Annotated in this window: 20 protein-coding genes and 1 riboswitch; of the genes, 13 read left to right on the top strand and 7 right to left on the bottom strand. The window is 74.7% G+C overall.

Annotated features, from left to right (window positions below; translation table 11 throughout):
* Positions 1–8 precede the first annotated feature (8 nt).
* The gene (locus ABRQ22_RS09345) at positions 9–734 is read right to left on the bottom strand and encodes an ECF transporter S component (RefSeq protein WP_353709329.1); all 726 of its coding nucleotides are present in this window, start codon (positions 732–734) and stop codon (positions 9–11) included.
* Between the two features lie 110 nt (positions 735–844).
* Positions 845–964: riboswitch (TPP riboswitch) on the bottom strand.
* A gap of 183 nt (positions 965–1,147) precedes the next feature.
* On the opposite strand from ABRQ22_RS09345, the gene ABRQ22_RS09340 reads away from it, so the two are divergent.
* Positions 1,148–2,809: an Rv2578c family radical SAM protein gene (locus ABRQ22_RS09340; protein ID WP_353709328.1), complete on the top strand. Its 1,662-nt coding sequence runs from the start codon at positions 1,148–1,150 to the stop codon at positions 2,807–2,809.
* Between the two features lie 61 nt (positions 2,810–2,870).
* On the opposite strand, the gene ABRQ22_RS09335 is transcribed toward ABRQ22_RS09340, so the two are convergent.
* The gene (locus tag ABRQ22_RS09335) at positions 2,871–3,185 is read right to left on the bottom strand and encodes a DUF1330 domain-containing protein (RefSeq protein WP_353709327.1); all 315 of its coding nucleotides are present in this window, start codon (positions 3,183–3,185) and stop codon (positions 2,871–2,873) included.
* A 35-nt stretch (positions 3,186–3,220) separates the two neighbouring features.
* Entirely contained in the window at positions 3,221–3,688 is a 468-nt protein-coding gene (locus tag ABRQ22_RS09330; RefSeq protein ID WP_353709326.1) for a PPOX class F420-dependent oxidoreductase, read from the bottom strand.
* Between the two features lie 205 nt (positions 3,689–3,893).
* Here ABRQ22_RS09330 and aspS point away from each other — a divergent pair, with 205 nt between their 5' ends.
* Positions 3,894–5,690 (top strand): aspartate--tRNA ligase, encoded by a 1,797-nt coding sequence (aspS, locus tag ABRQ22_RS09325; RefSeq protein ID WP_353709325.1) that lies wholly within the window; start codon positions 3,894–3,896, stop codon positions 5,688–5,690.
* Between the two features lie 217 nt (positions 5,691–5,907).
* On the opposite strand, the gene ABRQ22_RS09320 is transcribed toward aspS, so the two are convergent.
* Complete coding sequence (locus tag ABRQ22_RS09320) at positions 5,908–8,154, bottom strand: MMPL family transporter (protein ID WP_353709324.1); 2,247 nt, start codon at positions 8,152–8,154, stop codon at positions 5,908–5,910.
* Between the two features lie 126 nt (positions 8,155–8,280).
* On the opposite strand from ABRQ22_RS09320, the gene ABRQ22_RS09315 reads away from it, so the two are divergent.
* The 8 genes from ABRQ22_RS09315 to ABRQ22_RS09280 all read left to right on the top strand — a co-directional run bounded on the left by ABRQ22_RS09315 (position 8,281) and on the right by ABRQ22_RS09280 (position 16,893).
* The gene (locus ABRQ22_RS09315; protein ID WP_353709323.1) at positions 8,281–9,747 is read left to right on the top strand and encodes a replication-associated recombination protein A; all 1,467 of its coding nucleotides are present in this window, start codon (positions 8,281–8,283) and stop codon (positions 9,745–9,747) included.
* Between the two features lie 196 nt (positions 9,748–9,943).
* Positions 9,944–10,570, top strand: coding sequence for a 30S ribosomal protein S4 (rpsD, locus tag ABRQ22_RS09310; protein WP_047234514.1), 627 nt, complete (start codon positions 9,944–9,946; stop codon positions 10,568–10,570).
* A 249-nt stretch (positions 10,571–10,819) separates the two neighbouring features.
* On the top strand, positions 10,820–11,215 hold the full coding sequence (locus tag ABRQ22_RS09305; RefSeq protein ID WP_253049331.1) for a DUF948 domain-containing protein: 396 nt from the start codon (positions 10,820–10,822) through the stop codon (positions 11,213–11,215).
* On the top strand, positions 11,215–11,574 hold the full coding sequence (locus ABRQ22_RS09300; protein ID WP_253049333.1) for a hypothetical protein: 360 nt from the start codon (positions 11,215–11,217) through the stop codon (positions 11,572–11,574). The genes ABRQ22_RS09305 and ABRQ22_RS09300 overlap by 1 nt, the downstream gene beginning before the upstream one ends.
* A 72-nt stretch (positions 11,575–11,646) precedes the next feature.
* On the top strand, positions 11,647–14,334 hold the full coding sequence (gene alaS / locus ABRQ22_RS09295; RefSeq protein WP_353709322.1) for an alanine--tRNA ligase: 2,688 nt from the start codon (positions 11,647–11,649) through the stop codon (positions 14,332–14,334).
* Positions 14,331–14,867 carry a Holliday junction resolvase RuvX gene (gene ruvX / locus ABRQ22_RS09290; RefSeq protein WP_353709321.1) on the top strand — a complete coding sequence of 179 codons (537 nt, stop codon included), beginning with the start codon at positions 14,331–14,333 and terminating at the stop codon, positions 14,865–14,867. The genes alaS and ruvX overlap by 4 nt, the downstream gene beginning before the upstream one ends.
* Positions 14,864–16,018 carry an endolytic transglycosylase MltG gene (gene mltG / locus ABRQ22_RS09285; RefSeq protein WP_353709320.1) on the top strand — a complete coding sequence of 385 codons (1,155 nt, stop codon included), beginning with the start codon at positions 14,864–14,866 and terminating at the stop codon, positions 16,016–16,018. The genes ruvX and mltG overlap by 4 nt, the downstream gene beginning before the upstream one ends.
* Complete coding sequence (locus tag ABRQ22_RS09280; RefSeq protein ID WP_353709319.1) at positions 16,015–16,893, top strand: shikimate dehydrogenase; 879 nt, start codon at positions 16,015–16,017, stop codon at positions 16,891–16,893. Before mltG ends, ABRQ22_RS09280 begins: the two co-directional genes overlap by 4 nt.
* 49 nt (positions 16,894–16,942) lie before the next feature.
* Here the strand turns inward: ABRQ22_RS09280 and ABRQ22_RS09275 are convergent, their stop codons facing one another.
* Positions 16,943–17,635: an A24 family peptidase gene (locus tag ABRQ22_RS09275; protein WP_353709318.1), complete on the bottom strand. Its 693-nt coding sequence runs from the start codon at positions 17,633–17,635 to the stop codon at positions 16,943–16,945.
* Between the two features lie 177 nt (positions 17,636–17,812).
* On the opposite strand from ABRQ22_RS09275, the gene aroC reads away from it, so the two are divergent.
* The 3 genes from aroC to aroB all read left to right on the top strand — a co-directional run bounded on the left by aroC (position 17,813) and on the right by aroB (position 20,855).
* Positions 17,813–19,030, top strand: a complete 1,218-nt coding sequence (gene aroC / locus ABRQ22_RS09270) for a chorismate synthase (protein ID WP_353709317.1) — start codon at positions 17,813–17,815, stop codon at positions 19,028–19,030.
* Entirely contained in the window at positions 19,030–19,635 is a 606-nt protein-coding gene (locus tag ABRQ22_RS09265; RefSeq protein ID WP_253049344.1) for a shikimate kinase, read from the top strand. The genes aroC and ABRQ22_RS09265 overlap by 1 nt, the downstream gene beginning before the upstream one ends.
* Positions 19,636–19,736: 101 nt before the next feature.
* A complete protein-coding gene (gene aroB / locus ABRQ22_RS09260) occupies positions 19,737–20,855 on the top strand; it encodes a 3-dehydroquinate synthase (RefSeq protein ID WP_353709531.1) in 1,119 nt (372 codons plus the stop codon).
* A 27-nt stretch (positions 20,856–20,882) separates the two neighbouring features.
* Here aroB and ABRQ22_RS09255 read toward each other — a convergent pair whose 3' ends face one another.
* The gene (locus ABRQ22_RS09255; RefSeq protein WP_253049346.1) at positions 20,883–21,665 is read right to left on the bottom strand and encodes a glycerophosphodiester phosphodiesterase family protein; all 783 of its coding nucleotides are present in this window, start codon (positions 21,663–21,665) and stop codon (positions 20,883–20,885) included.
* Positions 21,662–22,684 carry an alpha/beta hydrolase gene (locus ABRQ22_RS09250; protein ID WP_353709316.1) on the bottom strand — a complete coding sequence of 341 codons (1,023 nt, stop codon included), beginning with the start codon at positions 22,682–22,684 and terminating at the stop codon, positions 21,662–21,664. Before ABRQ22_RS09250 ends, ABRQ22_RS09255 begins: the two co-directional genes overlap by 4 nt.
* Between the last annotated feature and the right edge of the window lie 67 nt (positions 22,685–22,751).

Below are 22,751 nucleotides of genomic sequence, written 5' to 3'. Positions count from 1 at the left end.
CGGTCGCCTCACCCACGGCGGGCCGCGCCGATCGCGAACGCGTCGAGGGTGCCCGTGCGGGCGAGCGCGTCGCCGAGGAGGCGGGCCGCGAGGCCGCACAGCACGACGCACGACACGACCTGGATCCCGAGCCGGAGCATCGCGTAGTCCTGACCGATCCAGCCGAAGCGCACGGCGTTGAAGGCGAACGTGACGAGGGCCGCGCTCACGCCCGACGCGACGAAGACCCACCATCCGAACCGGCGGTAGCGCGTGAGCGCGAACGGCAGCTCGGCGCCGACGCCCTGGACCAGGCCCACGACGAGCAGCAGCGGCCCCGCGGGGGACGCGAGGAAGACGACCTCGACGAGCGCGGCGAGGGTCTCGGCAAGGATGCCGACCCCCGGCTTGCGCACGATGTACGTGGCGAGCGGGCCGACGACGATCCACGCGCCCGCGAGGACGTTCGCGGCGAGGTCCGCGAGGGGGCCCATCGCGAGCTGGAGCGGGGCCCAGAGCTGGACGAACGCCCAGTACACGAACCCGAAGACGACGCCGAGGACGGCGACGAGCACCGTCTCGTGGAGCGTCAGCCCGCGGCGCCGTGCGGGGCGCCCGGTCGGGCGGACCGCGAGACCGGGCACCCCGCCGGCCGACAGGTCGGCCGGCACGCCGGCCGATCCGGTGGGCGGCTGGTCGGTGGGTGCGGCGGCGGTCGGGGTCGCCTGCTGCGGGGTGGTGCGGGGCTCGGCCATGCGGGTTCCCTCCGTCGGGCCCCCGGGGCGAGGGGTGCACGACGGCGCGCCACCGCCGGGCCCGGCGCGCCCGGCCGCGTGCGGGGCGCACGGGCACGAGCGCGCAGGGGACGGTGACGTCGGCCCTGCTCCCTTCGCTGGTACGAACCAGATCAGGTTCCACGGGTCTGCAGGTGGGACGGGTGTCCGGCCTGCACTCTCAGCGCTCGTGCGCTCCCCGGGGGCGTTCGGCCCGACCCTAGGCCCTCGGGGCCACGCGGACAATCCCGGCGTCTCAGCCCGCGGGACGGGCCCTGGGCCGCCCGTGCACCGGCCCTGCGCAGGGTGCGGGTCGCCGCTGACGCGGAGCAGGCGTCCCCCGGGGAGGACCGCGGGGCTTGACCTGGAGATCGAACACCTGTTCGAATGTGCGGGTGAGGTGGGACGGACAAGCGCTCGGCGCGGACGACGGCGCTCTCCCGGGGCTGGAGCGGGCGGGCCTCGTGCGCAGCGTGCGCACGCCCGACTTCGCGGGCATCACGTTCCACGAGGTGACGGCCAAGAGCGCGCTGTCGAAGGTCCCGGCGATGTCGCGCATGCCGTTCCGCTGGACGGTCAACCCGTACCGCGGGTGCAGCCACGCCTGCTCCTACTGCCTCGCGCCGTCCACCCCGGTGCTGCTCGCCGACGGCACGCAGCGACCGATCGGCGAGCTGCGGGTCGGCGACGAGATCGTGGGGACCGCGCCGCACGGCGCCTACCGGCGCTACGTGCGCACGCGCGTGCTCGACCGCTGGACCACCCGCAAGCGCGCGTACCGCGTGACCCTCGCGGACGGCACGCGCCTCGTCGCGAGCGGTGACCACCGGTTCCTCACCGAACGGGGCTGGCGCCATGTCGTCGGCGGGGCCGGGCGCCGCGCCCACCTGGCGCTGGGCGACGTCCTCGTCGGCCCGGGGGCGGCCGCGCTCGCGGGCGGCCGGGTCGCGCTCGAGGGCCGGGACGTCACGGGCGACGAGGCGCTGCGCGTCGACTCGCTCGAGGCGCTCGACGGGCCGGGGGAGGAGACCGAGCTCGTCGACATCACCACCGGGACGCGGGACTTCGTCGCCGCCGGGGTCGTGAGCCACAACTGCTTCGCCCGGCCCACCCACCAGTACCTCGACCTCGACGCGGGCGACGACTTCGACCGCGAGGTCGTGGTCAAGGTGAACGTCGACGAGGTGCTGCGCGCCGAGCTCGCCCGCGCGTCGTGGGGCCGCGAGCCCGTCGCGCTCGGCACGAACACGGACCCCTACCAGCGGGCCGAGGGGCGCTACCGCCTCATGCCGGGCATCATCGACGCGCTCGCGGGCTCCGGCACGCCCCTGTCGGTCCTCACCAAGGGCACGCTCCTGCGCCGCGACCTGCCGCTCCTCGCCGACGCCGCCTCGCGCGTCGAGGTCGGGATCGGCGTCTCGCTCGCGCTGCTGGACCCGACGCTCCAGGCGAGCGTCGAGCCGGGCACGCCCTCACCGCGCGCCCGCCTCGACCTGATCCGCGCCGTCCGCGAGGCGGGCCTGCCGTGCGGCGTCATGGTCGCGCCCGTGCTGCCGTGGCTCACCGACTCCACGCGCGCGCTGACAGACCTGCTCGACGCCGTGAAGGACGCCGGGGCCACGGGGGTCACCGTGCTGCCGCTGCACCTCAAGCCCGGGACGCGCGAGTGGTACCTCGGTTGGCTCGCGCGGGAGCACCCGCAGCTCGTCCCCGGCTACGAGCGGGTCTACGCCCGTGGCGCGTACGCCTCGAAGGCGTACCGCTCGTGGCTGTGGGACCGCGTGCGCCCGATGCTCGAGGCGCGCGGCTTCTCGGTGTCCGGCCACCGCGGTCCCGCGGGCGTCGAGGGGCGGTACCGCCGGGGCGAGCTCGGCGGTCTCGGGGACGGTCACCGCGACCCGGGGCCGCCGACGGACGGCGCCTACCCGAGGGGGAGCCTCGCCGGGTCGCCTCAGGAATCGGACGGGCGCGGCCACGGCGGCGCGCTCGCGGGCATGCCGGTCGACGGCGGGGGTCTGGACGTCGTCGGCGGGGGAGTGGAGCAGGTCCTGTTCTGACCTGGTGGCACCGTCCGGGCGACACCGCGACCGCGACGCCGGCGCGCGTCCGGCGGCTGGATCAGGAGGGCTGGTCGCGGTGCGGGACGGCACCGACACGGACGATGTCCGTCCGTGCCACAGCCCGGTCCCTGAGGTCGGCCAGCGCCACCCGGGCGGGGTCGGCCAGGTACGCGGCGAGCGCGTCGTCATCGGGCAGCTCGATGACCTGCACCTCGGTCGGCAGCGACGCCTCCTGACCGGGCAGCGCGCGCACGCGCGACAGCACGCGCCCGCCGTGCGCGGGCACGAGCGCGAGGACGTCGTCCTCGTACTCGCTCAGCAGGTCGGCGCTGCCCTCGGTGGGCCACAGCATCACGCACAGGGTGATCGGCATGGTCGGCACGCTACGCCGCCGCGCCGGCGGGATCGTCAGCCGTCCGCGAGGCGCGCCGGGAACCCGCCCGTCGCGACCGGGCCCCAGCGCGTGATCGTCAGGCGCACGAGCGACTTGCCCTGCGTCACCATGGCCTCGCGGTACTCGTCCCAGTCCGGGTGCTCGCCGCTGACGGAGCGGTAGTAGTCGACGAGCGGCTCGACGGACTCGGGCAGGTCGATCACCTCGGCCTCGCCGTCGACCTGCACCCACGGGTCCGAGAAGCGCTCGCCCAGCGAGAGCAGCGACGCGCGCGGGTCGCGACGCACGTTGGCCGCCTTCGCGCGCTCCGGGTAGGTCGACACGACGACCCGGCCCGCGTCGTCGACCCCGTACGTGACGGGGCTGAGCTGTGGCCGCCCGTCGGCGCGCGTCGTGACGAGGACGCCGTCGTGCCGGGACCGCAGGAACTGCTCGAGCTCGTCGCGCTCGACGCGCCGGTTCGTCGCGATGGTGCGTGCCACGATCACCCCTTCTGTGCGGGCGGCGGGCCGGTCGGCGCGCGCCGGTGCCGCCGGCCCGGACGCACGACACGGTCGGAACGCTGGTGGAGCGGCGGCACCGCCACGGTATCCGGTCGAGCAGCGCGCCCGCCCGCACTAGACTCGTCCGGACGCGCGCCCGCCCCGGGAGCGCGACCCCCCACCGCCCACCTGGAAGGAACCCTCCGTGCTGCGCACCCGAACGGCCGGCTCACTGCGGGCCGAGCACACCGGTCAGACCGTCACCCTCACGGGCTGGGTCGACCGTCGGCGCGATCACGGAGGCGTGGCCTTCATCGACCTGCGGGACGCGTCCGGCATCGCCCAGGTCGTCATCCGCGACGAGGCCGTCGCGCACCCGCTGCGCAACGAGTTCGTCCTCCAGGTCACCGGCGAGGTCTCGCGCCGGCCCGACGGCAACGAGAACGCGGCCCTGCCCACGGGCGAGATCGAGGTCGTCGCGAGCGACGTCGTCGTGCTCAACACGTCCGAGGCGCTGCCGTTCCAGGTCTCCACGGCGCTCGCGGACACCGAGACGATCGGCGAGGAGGCGCGCCTCAAGCACCGCTACCTGGACCTGCGCCGCCCCGCGCCCGCGCACGCGCTGCGCCTGCGCGCCAAGGTCAACCAGGCCGCGCGCCGCGTGCTCGACGCGGAGGAGTTCGTCGAGATCGAGACGCCCACGCTCACGCGCTCGACGCCCGAGGGTGCGCGCGACTTCCTCGTGCCCGCGCGTCTCGCGCCCGGCTCCTGGTACGCGCTGCCGCAGTCGCCGCAGCTGTTCAAGCAGCTCCTCATGGTCGCGGGCATGGAGCGCTACTACCAGATCGCGCGCTGCTACCGCGACGAGGACTTCCGCGCCGACCGGCAGCCCGAGTTCACGCAGCTCGACGTCGAGATGAGCTTCGTCGAGCAGGACGACGTCATCGCGCTCGCCGAGAAGATCCTCGTCGCGCTGTGGGAGCTCATCGGATACACGATCCCGACCCCGATCCCGCGCATGACGTTCCACGACGCCATGCGCCTCTACGGGTCGGACAAGCCGGACCTGCGGTTCGGCAACCCGCTCGTCGAGCTCACGGACTACTTCGAGGACACGCCGTTCCGCGTGTTCCAGGCGGAGTACGTCGGCGCGGTCGTCATGGCGGGCGGAGCGTCGCAGCCGCGTCGCCAGTTCGACGCGTGGCAGGAGTGGGCCAAGCAGCGCGGCGCTCGCGGCCTCGCGTACGTGACGTTCGGCGAGGACGGCACGCTCGGCGGCCCCGTCGCGAAGAACCTGTCCGACGCCGAGCGCGAGGGTCTGCGCGACGCGACCGGCGCGCAGCCGGGCGACGCCGTGTTCTTCGCCGCGGGCAAGACGTCGGACTCGCGCGCCCTGCTCGGCGCCGCGCGCCAGGAGATCGCGAAGCGCACGGGTGCCATCGACGAGGACGCCTGGGCGTTCGTCTGGATCGTGGACGCGCCGCTGTTCAAGCCGACGGGCGAGGACGACGACGTCGATCTCGGCAACTCCGCCTGGACCGCCGTGCACCACGCGTTCACGTCGCCCACGCCCGACTGGGTCGACACGTTCGAGCAGAACCCGGGCGAGGCGCTCGCGTACGCGTACGACATCGTCTGCAACGGCAACGAGATCGGCGGCGGCTCCATCCGTATCCACCGCCGCGACGTGCAGGAGCGCGTGTTCGACGTCATGGGCATCGGGCCCGAGGAGGCGCAGGAGAAGTTCGGCTTCCTCCTCGACGCGTTCAAGTTCGGCGCGCCGCCGCACGGCGGGATCGCGTTCGGCTGGGACCGCATCGTCGCGCTGCTGACGAAGTCGGACTCGATCCGCGACGTGATCGCCTTCCCGAAGTCGGGCGGCGGGTTCGACCCGCTGACGCAGGCGCCCGCGCCGATCACGCCCGAGCAGCGCAAGGAGGCGGGCGTCGACGCGAAGCCCGTACCGAAGAGCGACCCGGGCGAGCCGACGCCGGAGGCGTGACGACCCGCACCGCGCGCGAGGGCGCGCCGACCCGCGACGACCGGGTCGGCGCGCCCTCGCGCGTCGTACCGAGCCTCGGCCGCTGGGCGGACCACCCGGCCCGGGCGGAGCGGGACGGCTGGGACGTCCTGGACGTCGTGGCGCGCGACGACGCGCTCGTCGGAGGAGTTCGAGCGCCGCTGAGGGCGGCGTCCGGCGGTGCGGCCCGCGCGGACGCTCAGTGCGTGATCGCGAGCCTGCGGTGCACCCAGCGCAGCGGGCGGGGCGCCCACCAGTTGAACCGGCCGAGCAGCGTCATCGTCGCGGGGACCAGGAGCAGGCGGACGATCGTCGCGTCGATGAGCACCGCGACGGCGAGCGCGAACCCGACCTCCTTGATGACGAGGAGGTCGCCGAAGACGAAGCCCGCGAAGACGACGATGATGATCGCCGCCGCGGACGTGATGATCCGCCCGGAGCGCTGGAGCCCGAGGCGCACCGCCTCGTCGTTCGGGTGGCCGGCGTCGAAGAGCTCCTTGACGCGCGCGAGCAGGAACACCTCGTAGTCCATCGCGAGGCCGAACGCGAACGCGACGACCAGCGCGACCACGTAGGTCTCGATCCCGCCGACCGAGGAGAAGTCGAGCAGGCCCTCGAGGTGCCCCTCCTGGAACACCCACACGAGCACGCCGAGCGAGGCCGCGAGCGAGAGCGCGTTCGTGAGCAGCGCCTTGACCGGCACGACGACCGATCCCGTCATGAGGAACAGCAGCACGAGCGTCGCGCCCACGACGATCCCGACGGCCCACCACACGCGCTCGCCGAGCGCGTCGAGGAAGTCGACCTGCCCGGCCGCCTGCCCGGTGACCCACACCTCGAACCCCGGGTCGGTAGCACGGACCTCCCGCACGACCGACACCGCCTCAGGCCCGCCGGCGTCGTCCGCGTCGACGTGCACGCCGACGACGGCGTAGTCGCCGAGCGGTGCCGCGGGGTCGACGCTCGCGACGCCGTCGAGCCCCGCGACCTCGTCGGCCCACGCCTGGGCGTCCTCGACGCTCGCGTCGACCACGGCCACGACCTGGGCGCTCTCGCTCGACGGGTACTGCGCGGCGAGCTCGTCGACGAACTCCCTCTGCGGGGACCCCTGGGGCAGCAGCTCGATGCCCGAGTTGCGCATGTGCAGGCCGAGCACGGGCAGCGCGAGGACGACGAGCACGACGACCGTCGTCAGCAGCACCCACACCGGGTGGCGCTGCACGCGCGCGGCGAGGCGGGAGAAGGCACCCTCGTCGGACTGCACGTCCGCGGTCCGGGCGAGGACGCGGCGCAGACCGGGGATCCGGCCGAGGATCCCCGGCTTCGCGAGGCGGCGGCCGGAGAACGCGAGGAGCGCGGGGACGAGCGTGAGCGCCGTCGCCACCGCGACGAGGACGACGCCGAGGCCGCCCGCGCCGACCGACCGCAGGATGTCCGGGCGGAACACCATGAGCCCGGCGATCGAGATCGCGACCGTGAGCGCCGAGAACGCGACCGTGCGGCCCGCCGTCTCCATCGTCCGGATCAGCGCGGCGTGGACCACGCCGTCCCCGCGACGTCGGCGCAGGGACGGGTCGTCGCCGGCGGCGACCAGCCGGTGCAGCTCCTCCCGGAACCGCGACACGACGAGCAGCCCGTAGTCGATCGAGAGCCCGAGCCCGAGCAGGGTGACGACGTTGACCACGGACGCGTCGACGTCGAGCACGTACGTGAGCCCCAGCAGCACGCCCAGGCCCGTCCCGATGGACGCGACGGCCCCCGCCATCGGCATCGCGGCGGCGAGGAAACCGCCGAAGACAAGCACCATGATGAGCAGCGCGACCGGCAGCGCGACCTTCTCGCCCGTCGTCAGGTCCTCCTCGACCTGCCCCGTGATGGCGTCGACGATGAGCGCGTTCGAGCCCACGAGGCCCGTCGCGTCCCCGGCCGCGTCCGGAGCCGCCTCCGCGAGGACGCCGGGCACCGCCTCGAGCTGCTCGACGACGCGCTCGGCCACGGCGTCCGTGCGCTCGGCGTCGAGGTCGGTGCGCAGCGTCACCACGGTGAGGAACCCGTCCCCGTCGCTCGCGACGAGCGACTGCGCGGCCGGGTCCTCGACCCCGCCGGGGATCACGTACGGGTTGATGACCGTGTCCACGCCCTCGATCGCCACGAGGTCCGCGTTCACCCCGGTCATGGCCTCCACGACCTGCGCGTCCCCCGGGTCGACCTCGCTCACCAGCAGCGTGATCTCGGGACCGCCCTCGTCGTTCTCGGCGAGGATCTCGGTCGCGCGCTCGCTGTCCGAGCCGGGGATGGAGGGCGCCCCCGTGGTCACCCGGTCGAACACGCTCTCCCCGTGCACGCCGAACAGCGCGAGCGCGAACCCGAGCCCGGTGAGGACGACCCACACGACGACCGTGAGGCGGGGATGGCGGGCGACACGACGACCGAGGCTCGAGAACACGAGCGCCAGCATCCCATCCGTCCGCGCCGCGTGTCAGATCCCTCGCGGCGCTGTGGACGACGTTCACCCGACCTCCCCACGCCGGCGGCGTCCGGGCGCGTGGGCGGCGGTGCGTAGGCTCGGGGCATGTCCACCGGTGATCTGTTCGGCGGCGACCTCTTCGGCGCCGCCACCTCCGGCGCGCAGGGCACGCCGCGACCCGGACCGGGGGCCCCGCTCGCCGTGCGCATGCGTCCCGCCGCCCTCGACGAGGTCGCGGGCCAGGCGCACCTGCTCGTCCCCGGCTCGCCCCTGCGGCGCCTCATCGAGTCGGACGCGTCCGGCGGCCGGGCCGCGCCCGGCTCCGTCATCCTCTGGGGCCCGCCCGGCACGGGCAAGACGACGCTCGCCTACCTCATCGCGACCGCGTCCGGCCGCCGCTTCGTCGAGCTCTCCGCCGTCACCGCGGGCGTCAAGGACGTGCGCACCGTCGTCGAGGACGCCCGCCGCCGCCTCGCGACCGGCGGCGAGGAGACCGTCCTGTTCATCGACGAGGTGCACCGCTTCTCCAAGTCCCAGCAGGACGCGCTCCTGCCGAGCGTCGAGAACCGCTGGGTCACGCTCGTCGCGGCGACCACCGAGAACCCGAGCTTCTCCGTGAACTCGCCCCTGCTCTCCCGCTCGCTCCTGCTCACGCTCCAGCCCCTCGGGGACGACGACGTCCGCGCCCTCGTGCGCCGCGCCGTCGCCGACGACCGGGGGCTGGGTGGTCTCGTCGCGCTCACCGACGAGGCGGAGGACCACCTCGTGCGCCTCGCGGGCGGCGACGCGCGCAAGGCGCTCACCGTGCTCGAGGCGGCGGCCGGCGCCGCGCTCTCCGACGCCCCGGTCCCGGTCCCCGTGGCGGCCTCCGAGGACGCGACGACCGACGAGGACGGCGAGCCCGGCCCGGCGGACGGCTCGCCGGTGAGCGTGGACCTCGAGGCCGTCGAGCGCGCCGTGGACGTCGCCGCCGTGCGCTACGACCGCGACGGCGACCAGCACTACGACGTCGTGTCCGCGTTCATCAAGTCGATGCGCGGCTCCGACGTCGACGCCGCCCTGCACTACCTCGCCCGCATGATCGCGGCGGGGGAGGACCCGCGCTTCATCGCCCGACGCATCGTCATCGCCGCCGCGGAGGACGTCGGCATGGCCGACCCGTCCGCGCTCCAGACCGCCGTCGCCGCGGCCCAGGCCGTCCAGCTCATCGGCATGCCTGAGGGACGGATCGTCCTCGCCGAGGCCGTGGTGCACCTCGCGACCGCGCCCAAGTCCAACGCCGCCTACCTCGGCATCGACGCGGCGCTCGCGGACGTGCGTGCCGGGAAGGCCGGGTCCGTCCCGCCGCACCTGCGCGACGCGCACTACCCCGGTGCCAAGCAGCTCGGGCACGGCACCGGGTACCGGTACGCGCACGACGCGCCCCACGGCGTCGCGGCGCAGCAGTACCTGCCCGACACGCTCGTCGGGTCGCGGTACTACACGCCGACCGACCGCGGGTACGAGCGCCAGGTCTCCGACCGCCTCGGGCGGATCCGGGACATCCTGGCGCAGGACGAGCCGGCGCGCTGACCCGTCGGGGGATCGCCGCCCCGGGCGTGCGGTAGACTTCTCAGGTTGCCTTCACGGTGACCACCTGGGACCTCGGCCCCGACCCGCACTCTCCCTCGGAGAAGCGCGCGGTCCATCGGCTGGTCCCGCACCCGGACCCGGACTCCCGGGACCAGGTGTGACGTCAGTACCCACACGACAGGAATGAGATATCGCTGTGACGTCTGTCAAGCGTTCGCGCCGCCAGGTCCGCCTGAGCCGCGCCCTGGGCATCGCCCTCACCCCGAAGGCCGTCAAGCACTTCGAGAAGCGCCCGTACCCCCCGGGTGAGCACGGCCGCGCCCGCCGCCGCACCGAGTCGGACTACGCGGTCCGTCTCCGCGAGAAGCAGCGTCTGCGCGCCCAGTACATGCTCCGCGAGAAGCAGCTCGCGCGTGCGTACGAGGAGGCCCGCAAGGACAAGGGTCTGACCGGTGAGGCGCTCGTCGAGAACCTCGAGACCCGTCTCGACGCGCTCGTGCTGCGCGCCGGCTTCGCCCGTACCATCCTGCAGGCGCGCCAGGCGGTCACGCACCGCCACATCCTCGTCGACGGCAAGATCGTGGACCGCCCGTCGTTCCGCGTGAAGCCCGGCCAGACCCTCCAGGTGAAGCCGAAGAGCCAGGCGACCACGCCGTTCCAGGTCGCGGCCGCGGGCGCGCACCGCGACGTCCTCCCGGCCGTCCCGGGCTACCTGGACGTCCAGCTCGAGAAGCTGAGCGCGATCCTCACGCGTCGCCCGAAGCGCGCCGAGGTCCCCGTGCAGTGCGAGGTCCAGCTCGTCGTCGAGTACTACGCTCGCTGACCCTCGCTCCGGACGCCTCGCTCACCGCTTCGTCGGCGAGCGAGGCGTTCGTGCGTCCGGACCGGTACGCGCGCCGCACCGCGGCGACGGCGTCGTCGTGTCGTGCCCGACGGCGGTCCCCGCCCTGGTGCGGGTAGTGTTTCGCGGAGTCGTGGGCACGTCCGCGAGGACCCCGCGACGAGGAGGACCGTCCCGCGCACGACGCGCGACGTCCGTGCACGACGCACCCTGACTGGCACTGGAGGAAGAATGTCCCTGGGAGACGTGGCCGGCCTCATCGCAGCCATCGCGTTCGTGCTGCTCGTCGGCCTGCTCGCCGTGCCGCTCCTCAAGCTCGGCCGCGTGCTCGACGAGGCGCGCGCGAGCATCAAGGAGGTGACGGACCATTCGGTCCCGATCCTCGACGAGGCCGCGACCACGGTCGCCACGACCAACAGCCAGCTCGTCAAGGTCGACACGATCACGACGTCGGCCGCCCAGGTGAGCGAGAACGTGTCCGCGCTCACGGGGCTGTACGCCGCGACGTTCGGCGCCCCGCTGGTAAAGGTCGCCGCGTTCACCTACGGCGTGCGCCAGGCGGCCGCCCGCTCGTTCGGCCGACGCCGTTCGTCGGACGGCACCGGACGTGCCGAGGGATCGCGCTGATGCGCCGCGTCTTCTGGATCGGCGTCGGGGTCGCGATCACGGTCGTGGTCGTCGTCCGCGGGAAGAAGATCCTCGCGCGGTACGCACCCGCGTCGCTCGTGGACCAGGCGACGGAGCAGGTCAACGGTCTGGGCGAGAAGGTCGTCGAGATCGCCCGCGACTTCCGCACCGAGTTCACGCTCGCGCGCGACGCGCGCGAGCAGGAGCTCATGGCGGCGCTCCTCGCGGAGGGCCAGGAGGACCCGGACGTCGTCCGAGCGCGGCGCGCGGCCGGCCGCCACACGCGCCCGGCCGCGGGAGACCCCAGCCCGTTCGACGACACGGACGACGTCGAGGACCTCCTCGGTTACTCCTTCTAGGACCCGCGCGGCCCGGCCGCCGCGACCCACAGCAAGCACCCCGCACGACCCACCGACTGCCCGAAGGACATCATGCGCACCGCCGAGATCCGCAAGCGCTGGCTCGACTACTTCGCCGACCGCGACCACACCGTCGTGCCCTCGGCGTCGCTCGTCTCCCCGGACCCGTCCACGCTGTTCACGATCGCGGGCATGGTCCCGTTCATCCCGTACATGACGGGCGAGCAGACCCCGCCCTGGGACCGCGCGACGAGCGTCCAGAAGTGCGTGCGCACGCTCGACATCGACGAGGTCGGCAAGACGACCCGTCACGGCACGTTCTTCCAGATGAACGGCAACTTCTCCTTCGGTGACTACTTCAAGGAAGGCGCGATCACCTACGCGTGGGACCTCGTCACGGGTTCGCGCGAGGAGGGCAAGTACGGGTTCGACCCGGAGAGCGTCTGGGTGACCGTCTACCACGACGACGACGAGGCGCGGCAGCTCTGGAAGCGCATCGCCGGCCTGCCGGACGAGCGCATCCAGGCCCGCGGGAAGAAGGACAACTACTGGTCCACGGGCCAGCCCGGTCCCGCCGGCCCGTGCTCGGAGATCTACATCGACCGCGGCCCGGAGTTCGGTCAGGAGGGTGGCCCCGTCGTCGACGAGGACCGCTACCTCGAGATCTGGAACCTCGTGTTCATGCAGTACGCGATCGACGACGTGAAGTCCAAGGAGGAGTTCCGGATCGTCTCGGAGCTCGCGCGCAAGAACATCGACACGGGCATGGGCCTGGAGCGCGTCGCCTACCTGCTCCAGGGCAAGGACAACCTCTACGAGATCGACGAGGTGTTCCCCGTCATCGCGGCCGCCGAGGCGCTCTCGGGCCGGCGCTACGGCGCGAACCAGGAGGACGACGTGCGCATGCGCGTCGTGGCCGACCACGTCCGCTCGGCGCTCATGATCATGAGCGACGGCGTGCGTCCCTCCAACGAGGGTCGTGGCTACGTCCTGCGCCGCCTGCTCCGCCGCTCCGTGCGCGCGATGCGCCTGCTCGGCGTCGAAGACCGCGCGATGCCCGCGCTGCTCCCCGTGAGCCGCGACGCGATGGCGCCGTCGTACCCGGAGGTCGCGACCGACTTCGAGCGCATCTCGAACGTCGCCTACACGGAGGAGGACGCGTTCCGCCGCACCCTCACCTCGGGGACGACGATCCTCGACACGGCCGTCTCGAAGGCGAAGTCCGCGGCGGGGACCGGCGGGGTGCCGGTGCTCGGGGGCGACCAGGCGTTCGCGCTGCACGACACCTACGGCTTCCCGATCGACCTCACGCTCGAGATGGCCGCCGAGCAGGGCGTCCAGGTCGACGAGAAGGCGTTCCGCGCGCTCATGGCCGAGCAGCGCCAGCGCGCCCGGGCCGATGCGCTCGCCAAGCGCTCGGGCGGGGTCGACACGGCCGCCTACGAGTCGCTCGCGTCGGAGCTGTCCGCTCCGGTGGAGTTCCTCGGCTACACCGAGTCCTCGGCCGCCGTGCGCGTGGCCGGGCTGCTCGTCGACGGCGTGCCCGCGCCCGCCGCGACCGCGCCCGCCGACGTCGAGGTCGTGCTCGACCGCACGCCGTTCTACGCGGAGGCCGGCGGCCAGCTCGCCGACCACGGCACGATCGTGCTCGACGGCGGCGCGACCATCGAGGTCGACGACGTCCAGCGCCCGATCAAGGGCCTGTCGGTGCACCGCGGCCGCCTCGTCGAGGGGACCGCGGCGCTCGGCGACCCGGGCACCGCGACGATCGACCGTGACCGTCGCAAGGCGATCAGCCGCGCCCACTCGGCGACGCACATGATCCACAAGGCCCTCCAGGAGTCGCTCGGCAAGGACGCGACCCAGGCCGGGTCGGAGAACGCGCCGAGCCGCATCCGGTTCGACTTCCGGCGCTCGTCCGCCGTTCCGGCGGGCGCGCTGTCGGAGATCGAGGAGCGGGTCAACACCCAGCTCCAGGAGAACCTCGAGGTCACGGACCAGCTCATGCCGATCACCGAGGCGCGCGCGCTGGGCGCGATGGCGCTGTTCGGCGAGAAGTACGGCGACGTCGTGCGCGTCGTGTCGATCGGCGGCGACTGGTCGCGCGAGCTGTGCGCGGGCACGCACGTGCGGCAGACGGGCCAGCTCGGCCTCGTCACGCTGCTCGGCGAGTCGTCGATCGGCTCGGGCGTGCGTCGCGTCGACGCCCTCGTCGGCGACGGCGCGTACGGCTTCCAGGCCAAGGAGCACGCGCTCGTCGGCCAGCTCACCGGTCTGCTCAACGTGCGGACCGAGGAGCTCCCGGACCGCGTGGGCGCGCTCGTGTCCCGCCTGCGCGACGCGGAGAAGGAGCTGGCGCAGCTCCGGCAGTCCCAGCTCCTCGCGGTGGCGGGCACGCTCGCCGCGGGTGCGGAGCTCTCGGGCGGCACGCGCGTCGTCGTGCACGACGCCGGCGAGGTCGCCTCCGCGGACGACCTCCGTGCGCTCGCGCTCGACGTGCGCGGCCGCCTCGGCGAGTCCGAGCCGGCCGTCGTGGCGGTCGGGGGGGTCGCGAAGGACCGCCCGCAGGTGGTCGTCGTGACCAACGCGTCGGCCCGTGCCGCGGGCCTTCGCGCCGGCGTGCTGGCCAAGGCGGCCGCCCAGACCCTGGGTGGTGGTGGCGGCGGCAAGGACGACATGGCCCAGGGCGGCGGCACGGACGTGTCGGCGCTGCCGGCCGCCCTCCAGGGCGTGCGCGACGGCGCCGCGGCGGCCGCGTGACGGCCGTCCCTCCACCGCCCGGTGACGACGGGCGCGTCCCCCTCCCGCGGGGGGCGCGCCTCGGCGTCGACGTGGGCAGCGTGCGCGTCGGCCTCGCGGCGAGCGACCCCGACGGGCTCGTCGCGACGCCCGTCGAGACGCTCGCGCGCGACACGAAGGCCGGGGCTGCGGTCCCGGCGGACGTCGCGCGGATCGCCGCCGAGGCCGACGAGCGCGGCGCCCAGGTGGTCTACGTCGGCCTCCCACGGCACCTCTCCGGTGGCGAGGGTGCCGCCGCCCAGGGGGCGCGGGCGTACGCTGGACTCGTGGCACGCGCCGTCGCGCCGGTGCCGGTCCACCTCGTCGACGAGCGGATGACGACGGTCAGCGCGCACCAGGCGCTGCACGCGTCGGGGCGCGCCGGTCGCAAGCACCGGAGCGTCGTCGACCAGGCAGCCGCCGTTATCATTCTGCAATCCGCTCTCGACGCCGAGCGGGGCGCGGGGGCGCGCGCCGGAGAACCTGTAGACCCGACAGGAGACCACCGACCGTGACCGACCTGTTCGAACGGCCCGCCGTCCAGGGCGAGCAGCAGCCCGCGCGCTCGTCGCGCTCGGAGCAGCGCGCCCGCCGTGCGGCGAAGAAGCGACGCCAGCGCCGGCGTCGCCGCGCCCTCGTGGTGCTGCTCGTCTCCCTCCTCGTGGTGGGCGGCGCGGGGTACCTGCTGCTCGACAACGCTTCCGACCTCTTCGGGTTCGACAACCCGCTCGAGGCCAAGGACTTCGAGGGCCCGGGCACCGACCCGGTCGACGTCGTCATCGAGCCCGGCTCGACCGGCCGCGACATGGGCGCGGTGCTCACCGAGGCCGGCGTCGTCGCCAGCTCGGCGGCCTTCGCGAAGGCGTTCGAGGAGAACCCGAACGCGGGGAAGATCCAGCCGGGCACCCACACGCTGCTCCTCGGCATGTCGGCCAAGGACGCCGTCGCGCGCCTCGTGGCGAACGACTCGCGCGTCGAGACCAAGATCACGATCCCCGAGGGCTACACGGTCAAGCAGATCCTCGAGCGCTCGTCGTCGGTCACCGGGATCCCGGTCGCGGACTTCGAGGCGGCGATGGCCGACACCGCCGCCACCGGCCTGCCGGCCGAGGCCAACGGCAACTACGAGGGCTGGCTCTACCCCACGACGTACGTCCTCGAGCCGGGAGACGTCAACGCGACAGGCATCATCCAGGGCATGGTCAGCCAGACCACGAGCGAGCTCGCCGATCTCGGGGTCCCGCCGGAGCGCTTCCAGGAGGTGCTCACGATGGCGTCGATCGTCGAGTGGGAGGGGAAGAACGCGGAGCAGCGCGGGATGGTCGCGCGCGTGATCTACAACCGCATCGAGGACGGCATGCCGCTCGGCATGGACGCGATCGACGTCTACGGGCTCGGCAAGCCGGCCGACCAGATCACGACCGAGGAGTTCCAGAACCCCGACCTGCCCTACGCGTCGCGCGTCCACCAGGGCCTGCCCCCGACGCCGATCGGCAGCCCGAGCCGCGAGAGCGTGGAGGCGGTCATGAACGCCCCCGAGGGCCCCTGGCTCTGGTACGTGACCGTCAACCTGGACACGGGCGAGACGAAGTTCACCGACACGTACGCCGAGTTCGAGCAGTTCAAGCAGGAGTACCGGCAGTGGCTCGCGGAGAACGGCGGGTGAGCGCCGCGCGCGCTCCGCGACGGGCGGCCGTCCTCGGCCACCCCGTCGCCCACTCGCTGTCCCCGGTGCTGCACCGGGCCGCGTACGAGGCGCTCGGCCTCGACGGCTGGTCGTACGAGGCGATCGACACGACCGAGGAGCAGCTCCCGGCGCTGGTCAACGGGCTCGACGCGTCGTGGGCGGGCCTGAGCCTGACCATGCCGCTCAAGCACGCCGTGATCCCGCTGCTCGACCACGTCGACCCGCTCGCGAGCGTCGTCGGCGCGGTGAACACGCTCGTCGTGCAGCCCACGGGCGGGCGGCGCCCGACGTTCGTCGGGACGAACACCGACGTGCACGGTCTCGTCGCCGCGCTCCGTGAGGGACTGGGGGAGCGGGGTGCCCGGACTGCCGTCGTGCTCGGCGCCGGCGCGACCGCCGCGTCGACGCTCGCGGCCCTCGCCGAGCTCGGCTGCACCGCGCCGACGGTCCTGGTGCGCTCGCTCGGGCGCACGGGCACCCTCCAGCGCGCCGCGCACCGCATGGGCGTCGAGCCGCGTTTCGAGATCCTCGACCCGTCGTCGCCCGCGCTCGTCGCCCGCCTAGCGCAGGCCGACGCGGTCGTCGCGACCCTTCCATCGCGTGCGGCCGACCCGGTGGCCGAGGCGCTGGCACAGGCGGCCCCGCGCGTGACGGGAGTGCTGCTCGACGTCGTCTACGACCCCCGTCCCACGGCGCTCTCGGCCGCCTGGGCTGCGGCGGGAGGCATCGTCGTGGGCGGCGAGCGCATGCTCCTGCATCAGGCGGCCGAGCAGGTGCGCCTCATGACGGGAAAGGTGGCCCCGCTCGCCGCGATGGACCAGGCGCTCGAGGCCGCGCTCGGCGTCGCGGCCTGACGGCCGGTCGGAGACCGTCGGACAGGGTCGCGCGCGCCGGACGCCGCTGTCAGGCGATCGCGTACGCCCGGAGCGCTGCGCCGCCGAGCACGGCGGAGACCCCCGCTCCGACGACCATGAACGGGCCGAAGGGGACCGCGGTGTCACGGCGCGCGCGCTGCGTGACGACGAGCGCGAGCGCCCACACGCCGCCGAGCACGAACGGCAGGACGAGACCGGCGACGAGCTCGCCCCACCCGAGCCAGGCGAGCGGCGTGCCGAGCATCCCCGCGAGCTTCACGTCGCCGAAGCCGAGGCCCGGCGGGTAGGCGATCCGGAGCGCGGCGTAGGCCCCGAAGCCCAGGACGCCGCCGGCGACGGCACGGCCGAGGGCGGCGCCGTCACCGGTGCCGGCCGCGCCGGCGCCGATCAGGAGCACGGACGCGAGCCAGGACGGCAGGACGATCACGTCGGGCAGCCGGTGCGTGCGCGCGTCGACCACGGCGACGACCGCTCCGGCCGCGGCCACGAGCACGAGGGCCGGGGCCCACGACGGACCCGACCACCACGCCGCGCCGGCCGCGGCGAGCCCCGCGAGGACGGCCCCGAGCCGCCCGGCGATCCGGAGCTCGCGGACGAGGTCGTCGCCCCGGAGTCGCACCCAGGGCGGCTCGTCGTCGGCCGTCACACGCTCGACCGCCTCCGGTGCGGCGACCCGCGCCGGCGTGCCGTCCGTCGTCGTCCCGTCCCCCTGCTGGACCATGCGCGGCACCGTAGCGTGCCCGCCACCGCGCGCGCCGCCGTCGTCCACAGCGGGCCGGACGGTGTCTCCGCCTCCCCGATCCCCGGGTGTCGGCCGTCCGGGACCTCGTCGGCGACCGCCGGTCCGCACTGCGGGCGCCCGCCGGGACGTGGGTGCCGACGTGGGAGGATGGCGATCATGCTGCGTTGGTTGACATCGGGTGAGTCGCACGGTGAGGCGCTGGTCGGGATCCTCGACGGGCTGCCTGCTGGCGTCGAGCTCACGACGGACGACGTGAAGGCCGCGCTCGCGCGCCGTCGCCTCGGGTACGGGCGCGGGTCGCGCCAGAAGTTCGAGCAGGACGTGCTGCGTGTCCTGGGCGGGCTGCGCCACGGCGTGACCCAGGGTGGCCCGATCGCGCTCGAGATCGCGAACTCCGAGTGGCCCAAGTGGGTCGACGTCATGTCCGCGGACCCGGTGCCGCCCGAGGCGCTGCTGGTCGACGCCGGCACGGGCGACGCGCGCGAGATCGCGCGCAACCGTCCGCTCACGCGCCCGCGCCCCGGCCACGCCGACCTCGTGGGCATGCGCAAGTACGGCTTCGATGACGCCCGCCCCGTGCTGGAGCGCGCGTCGGCGCGCGAGACGGCGACGCGCGTCGCTCTCGGCGCGGCGGCCGCGAAGTTCCTCGAGCAGGCGCTGGGCGTCCGCCTCGTGTCGCACGTCGTCGGCATCGGTCCCGTCGAGGTCCCCGAGGACGCCGCGGTGCCGGGGCCCGACGACGTCGCCGCGCTCGACGCCGACCCGGTGCGCTGCTTCGACGCCGCCACGTCCGCGGCGATGGTCGCCGAGATCGACGCGTGCCAGAAGGCCGGTGACACGCTCGGCGGCGTCGTCGAGGTCCTGGCCTACGGCGTCCCGTCCGGGCTCGGCACCTACGCGCAGAGCGACCGGCGCCTCGACGCGCGGCTCGCCGCGGTGCTCATGGGCATCCAGGCCATCAAGGGCGTCGAGGTCGGCGACGGCTTCCGCACCGCGCGCCGCCGCGGGTCCGCCGCGCACGACGAGATCGAGCGCGGCGCCGACGGCCTGATCCACCGCCTGAGCAACCGTGCGGGCGGCGTCGAGGGCGGCATGTCGAACGGTGAGGTCGTGCGCGTGCGCGCCGCCATGAAGCCCATCTCGACGGTGCCGCGCGCGCTCGCGACGGTCGACGTGGTCACGGGCGAGGTCGCCAAGGCCCAGCACCAGCGCTCGGACGTGTGCGCCGTCCCGCCGGCGGCGGTCGTCGCCGAGGCGATGGTCGCGCTCGTGCTCGCGGAGCAGGCGCTCGAGAAGTTCGGCGGTGACTCCGTCGCGGAGGTCCGCCGCAACGCCGAGGCCTATCTCGCCGCGATCCCGGAGCTGCAGCGCTGATGACGCCCGTCCCTCCGGGCACGCGCCCGGTCGTCGTCCTCGTCGGCCCGCCCGGCAGCGGCAAGTCGACGGTGTCGCGCCACCTCGCGGACCTGCTGGGCCTCGCGCAGCGCGACACGGACACCGACGTCGAGACCACGGCGGGCAAGCCGGTCGCCGACATCTTCGTCGACCACGGCGAGCCGCACTTCCGCGAGCTCGAGCGCGAGGCCGTGACGACGGCGCTCGCGACCCACGACGGCGTGCTCGCCCTGGGCGGCGGCGCCGTCCTCGACGAGCACACCCAGGCCGCCCTCGCGGCGTACGTCGCGGCGGGCGGCGCCGTCGTGTTCCTCGACGTGAGCCTCGCGCACGCGGCCCCGCGCGTCGGGCTCAACCAGTCCCGCCCGCTCCTGCTGGGCAACCCCCGGGCGCGGTGGGCCGCCCTCATGGAGGCGCGTCGCCCCGTCTACGAGCGGGTCGCGACGCTGCACGTCGTCACCGACGCGCGCACGCCCGCGCAGGTCGCCCAGGAGATCCGTGCGCACCTCGCGGGCGGCGCCGACGCGGACCGCGCCGCGGCGCCCACCCCCGCCGACACCCCGGCCGAACAGGAGAACGCGTGAGCGACACGACCCCCGCCCCCGACGCCCAGGCTGGCACCCGGGCAGCCACCGAGCCCGTCGACGGGCCGACCGACGCGCAGCCCACCTCCGTCCCGACGCGCGTGCGGGTCGCCGGGGACCAGCCGTACGACGTCGTCGTGGGACGGCACCTGCTCGGCGAGCTGCCCACCATGCTCGGCGACCGGGTGCGCCGCGTGCTCGTGGTCCACCCCGCGGCCCTCGCCGCGACGGCGGAGGTGATCCACGAGGACCTCAAGGCGTCGGGGTACGAGGCGTACGTCGCGGAGGTCCCGGACGCGGAGGAGGCCAAGACCGCGCAGGTCGCGGCGTTCCTGTGGGGCGTGCTGGGGCAGCTGGACTTCACGCGCACGGACGCGGTCGTGACGGTCGGCGGCGGCGCGACGACCGACCTCGGCGGGTTCGTGGCCGCGACCTGGCTGCGCGGCATCCGCGTGGTGCACGTGCCGACGACGCTGCTCGCGATGGTCGACGCGGCGGTCGGCGGCAAGACGGGCATCAACACCGCCGAGGGCAAGAACCTCGTCGGGTCGTTCCACCCGCCCGCGGGCGTGCTGTGCGACCTCGCAGCGCTCGAGTCGCTCGGGCGCTGGGACTTCGTCGCCGGCATGGCGGAGGTCGTCAAGACGGGCTTCATCGCCGACGAGCGCATCCTCGAGCTCGTCGAGGAGCACGCGGACGCGCTGAGCGCGTGGGGCACGCGCCCGACCACGGACGAGACGTGGGCCGTCGTCGCCGAGCTCGTAGAGCGCTCGATCGCGGTCAAGGCGCGCGTCGTGGGGGAGGACCTCAAGGAGGCCGGCCTGCGCGAGATCCTCAACTACGGGCACACGCTGGGCCACGCGGTCGAGCTCACGGAGCGCTACCAGTGGCGCCACGGCGCGGCGGTGTCCGTCGGCATGGTGTTCGCGGCCGAGCTGTCGCGCCTCGCCGGGAAGCTCGACGACGCGGTCGTCGAGCGGCATCGCGCGATCCTGGGCTCGCTCGGGCTGCCGCTCACGTACCGCGGCGACCGCTGGGAGCATCTCCTGTCCGCCATGCGCCGCGACAAGAAGTCGCGCGGCGACCTCCTGCGCTTCGTCGTGCTCGACGACGTCGCGCGGCCCACGCGGCTCGAGGGCCCGGACCCGACGCTCCTCGCCGCGGCGTACGCCGAGATCGCGGCCGACGCGCCGGTGGGACGCGGCCCCGTCGCCCTCTGACGCGGCGCCCGGGGAGCCCGGAGCCGCTCACGCCCACAGGCCGCGTGCGCGGAGCACGTCGCGCAGCAGGTCCGCGCGGTCGGTGACGATCCCATCGACCCCGAGGTCCAGCAGTCGGTGCATCGTCGCGCGGTCGTTCACGGTCCACGCGTGCACCGCGACGCCCGCCCGGTGCGCGGCCCGGACGAACCCCGAGTCGACGACGCGCACCCAGCCCCCGCGCACGGGGACCTGGAGGCAGTCGACCGAGCGCGCCGCGAGCCGGGCCAGGGCGTCGGTCCGCGCCCGCCCGGCGAGGAACATGCCCAGGACCGCGCCCCGCGCCCCCGACACGGTGACGGGGCGCGAGAGCCGTGCCACCGTCGCCTCCCGGCGCGACGCCGCGAACGACGCGACGCACACGCGGTCGTGCGCGCGCGTGCGCTCGATCGCCCGCGCGACCGGCTCGGCGGCCGCCGCCGACTTCACATCGACGTTCACGCGCAGGTCCGGCCACGTGCCCAGCACGTCCTCGAGCGACGGCACGGGCTCGGTCCCGCCGATCCGGGCCGCGCGCACGGTCCGCCACGGGAGGTCGGCGACGAGCCCGCGCGCGTCCGTCGTGCGGTCCAGCGACGCGTCGTGGAGCGCGACCGCCACGCCGTCCGACGTCGCGTGGGCGTCCGTCTCGACGTACCGCAGCCCGAGGTCGCGGGCGGCGGCGAAGGCCGCCATGGAGTTCTCCAGGCCCGCGCGCGAGAAGCCGCGGTGCGCGAGCGCGACGAACGGCGCCTCCAGGTAGCCGCCGGTGCGGCCCGCGGCGACGCTCACGCCGCCACCCGCACGACGCGCTCGTCGAGCCAGCCGGCGAGGGCCCCCAGGTAGCTCGCGCGCGGTCCGTCGGCGGAGAGCGTGAGGTCGTGCACCGCGCAGGGGACGACGAGCTCCGTCACGTCGCGCCCGAGCCGCGGGGCGAGCCGGGCGATGTGGGCGACGTCGAGCACGGTGTCGCTCGCGTCGAGGTCCCGCTCGCGGTCCGGGCTCGTCGGGTCGTCCGTCCCGGACCGCTCGGCCCGGGCGACGAGCACCGGGCACGCGACCTCCAGGCCGCGCGCCACGCGCGCGTGCCCCTGCCGCACCGCCCGCAGCCAGCCGGCCCGCACCGGCACGCCCTCGGGGCGCTTGAGCGTGGTGTCGAAGGTCCACCGGCCGCCCCGGTCCGCGAGCAGGTGCCCGGTGTACGCGGAAGGCCCCGCGCTGACGACCGTCAGCGGGCTCCACGGCCCGACGGCGTCCAGCACCCGCGTCCCCACGGTCCGCTCGACCCACGACGCGCGCAGGTCGAGGAACGGGCTGTCGAGCACGAGCGCGTCGCACCCGCCCCCACCCCGGTGGGCGTGGGCCCACAGCGCCGCGACCAGGCCGCCCGTCGAGTGCGCGTGCACGACCACCGGGCCCGGCGTCCGCCGCGCGGCCGCGACCGCCACGCCGAGGTCCGCCGCCGTCTCGCGCAGGTCGTCCACGTAGTGCGGCACCTGCCCGGGACGCAGCGACCGGCCCGCACGCCGCAGGTCGACGCCCAGCGCGTCCCACCCCGCCTCGGCGAGCGCCCCGACGACGTGGTCCTGGAAGACGTAGTCGTTGTAGCCGTGGACGAGGACGACCGTCCCGACAGCGCGTACCGGCCGGTGCGCGCGCCGCACGAGCGTCAGGACCGGCGGGACCGCCTCGCGCGCGCTGCCCGGGGTGGCGACGCCCGGCAGCCGCGGGGCCGGGAGCCCGAGCGACTCCCACCCCTCGACCAGCGCGTCGGGCTCCCAGCGGGCACGGGGGACGGCGACGAGGCTCACCCCGCCAGCGTGCCCGACGGCGCCGGCCGCCGCGCGTCGAGAAGCCCGTCGCGTGCCGTGGGCCCGA

This window comes from Cellulosimicrobium sp. ES-005 (assembly GCF_040448685.1).
Lineage (GTDB): Bacteria > Actinomycetota > Actinomycetes > Actinomycetales > Cellulomonadaceae > Cellulosimicrobium > Cellulosimicrobium cellulans_G.
The sequence above is the reverse complement of the archived record's forward strand: the minus strand, read 5'-3'. Positions and strand labels throughout refer to the sequence as shown.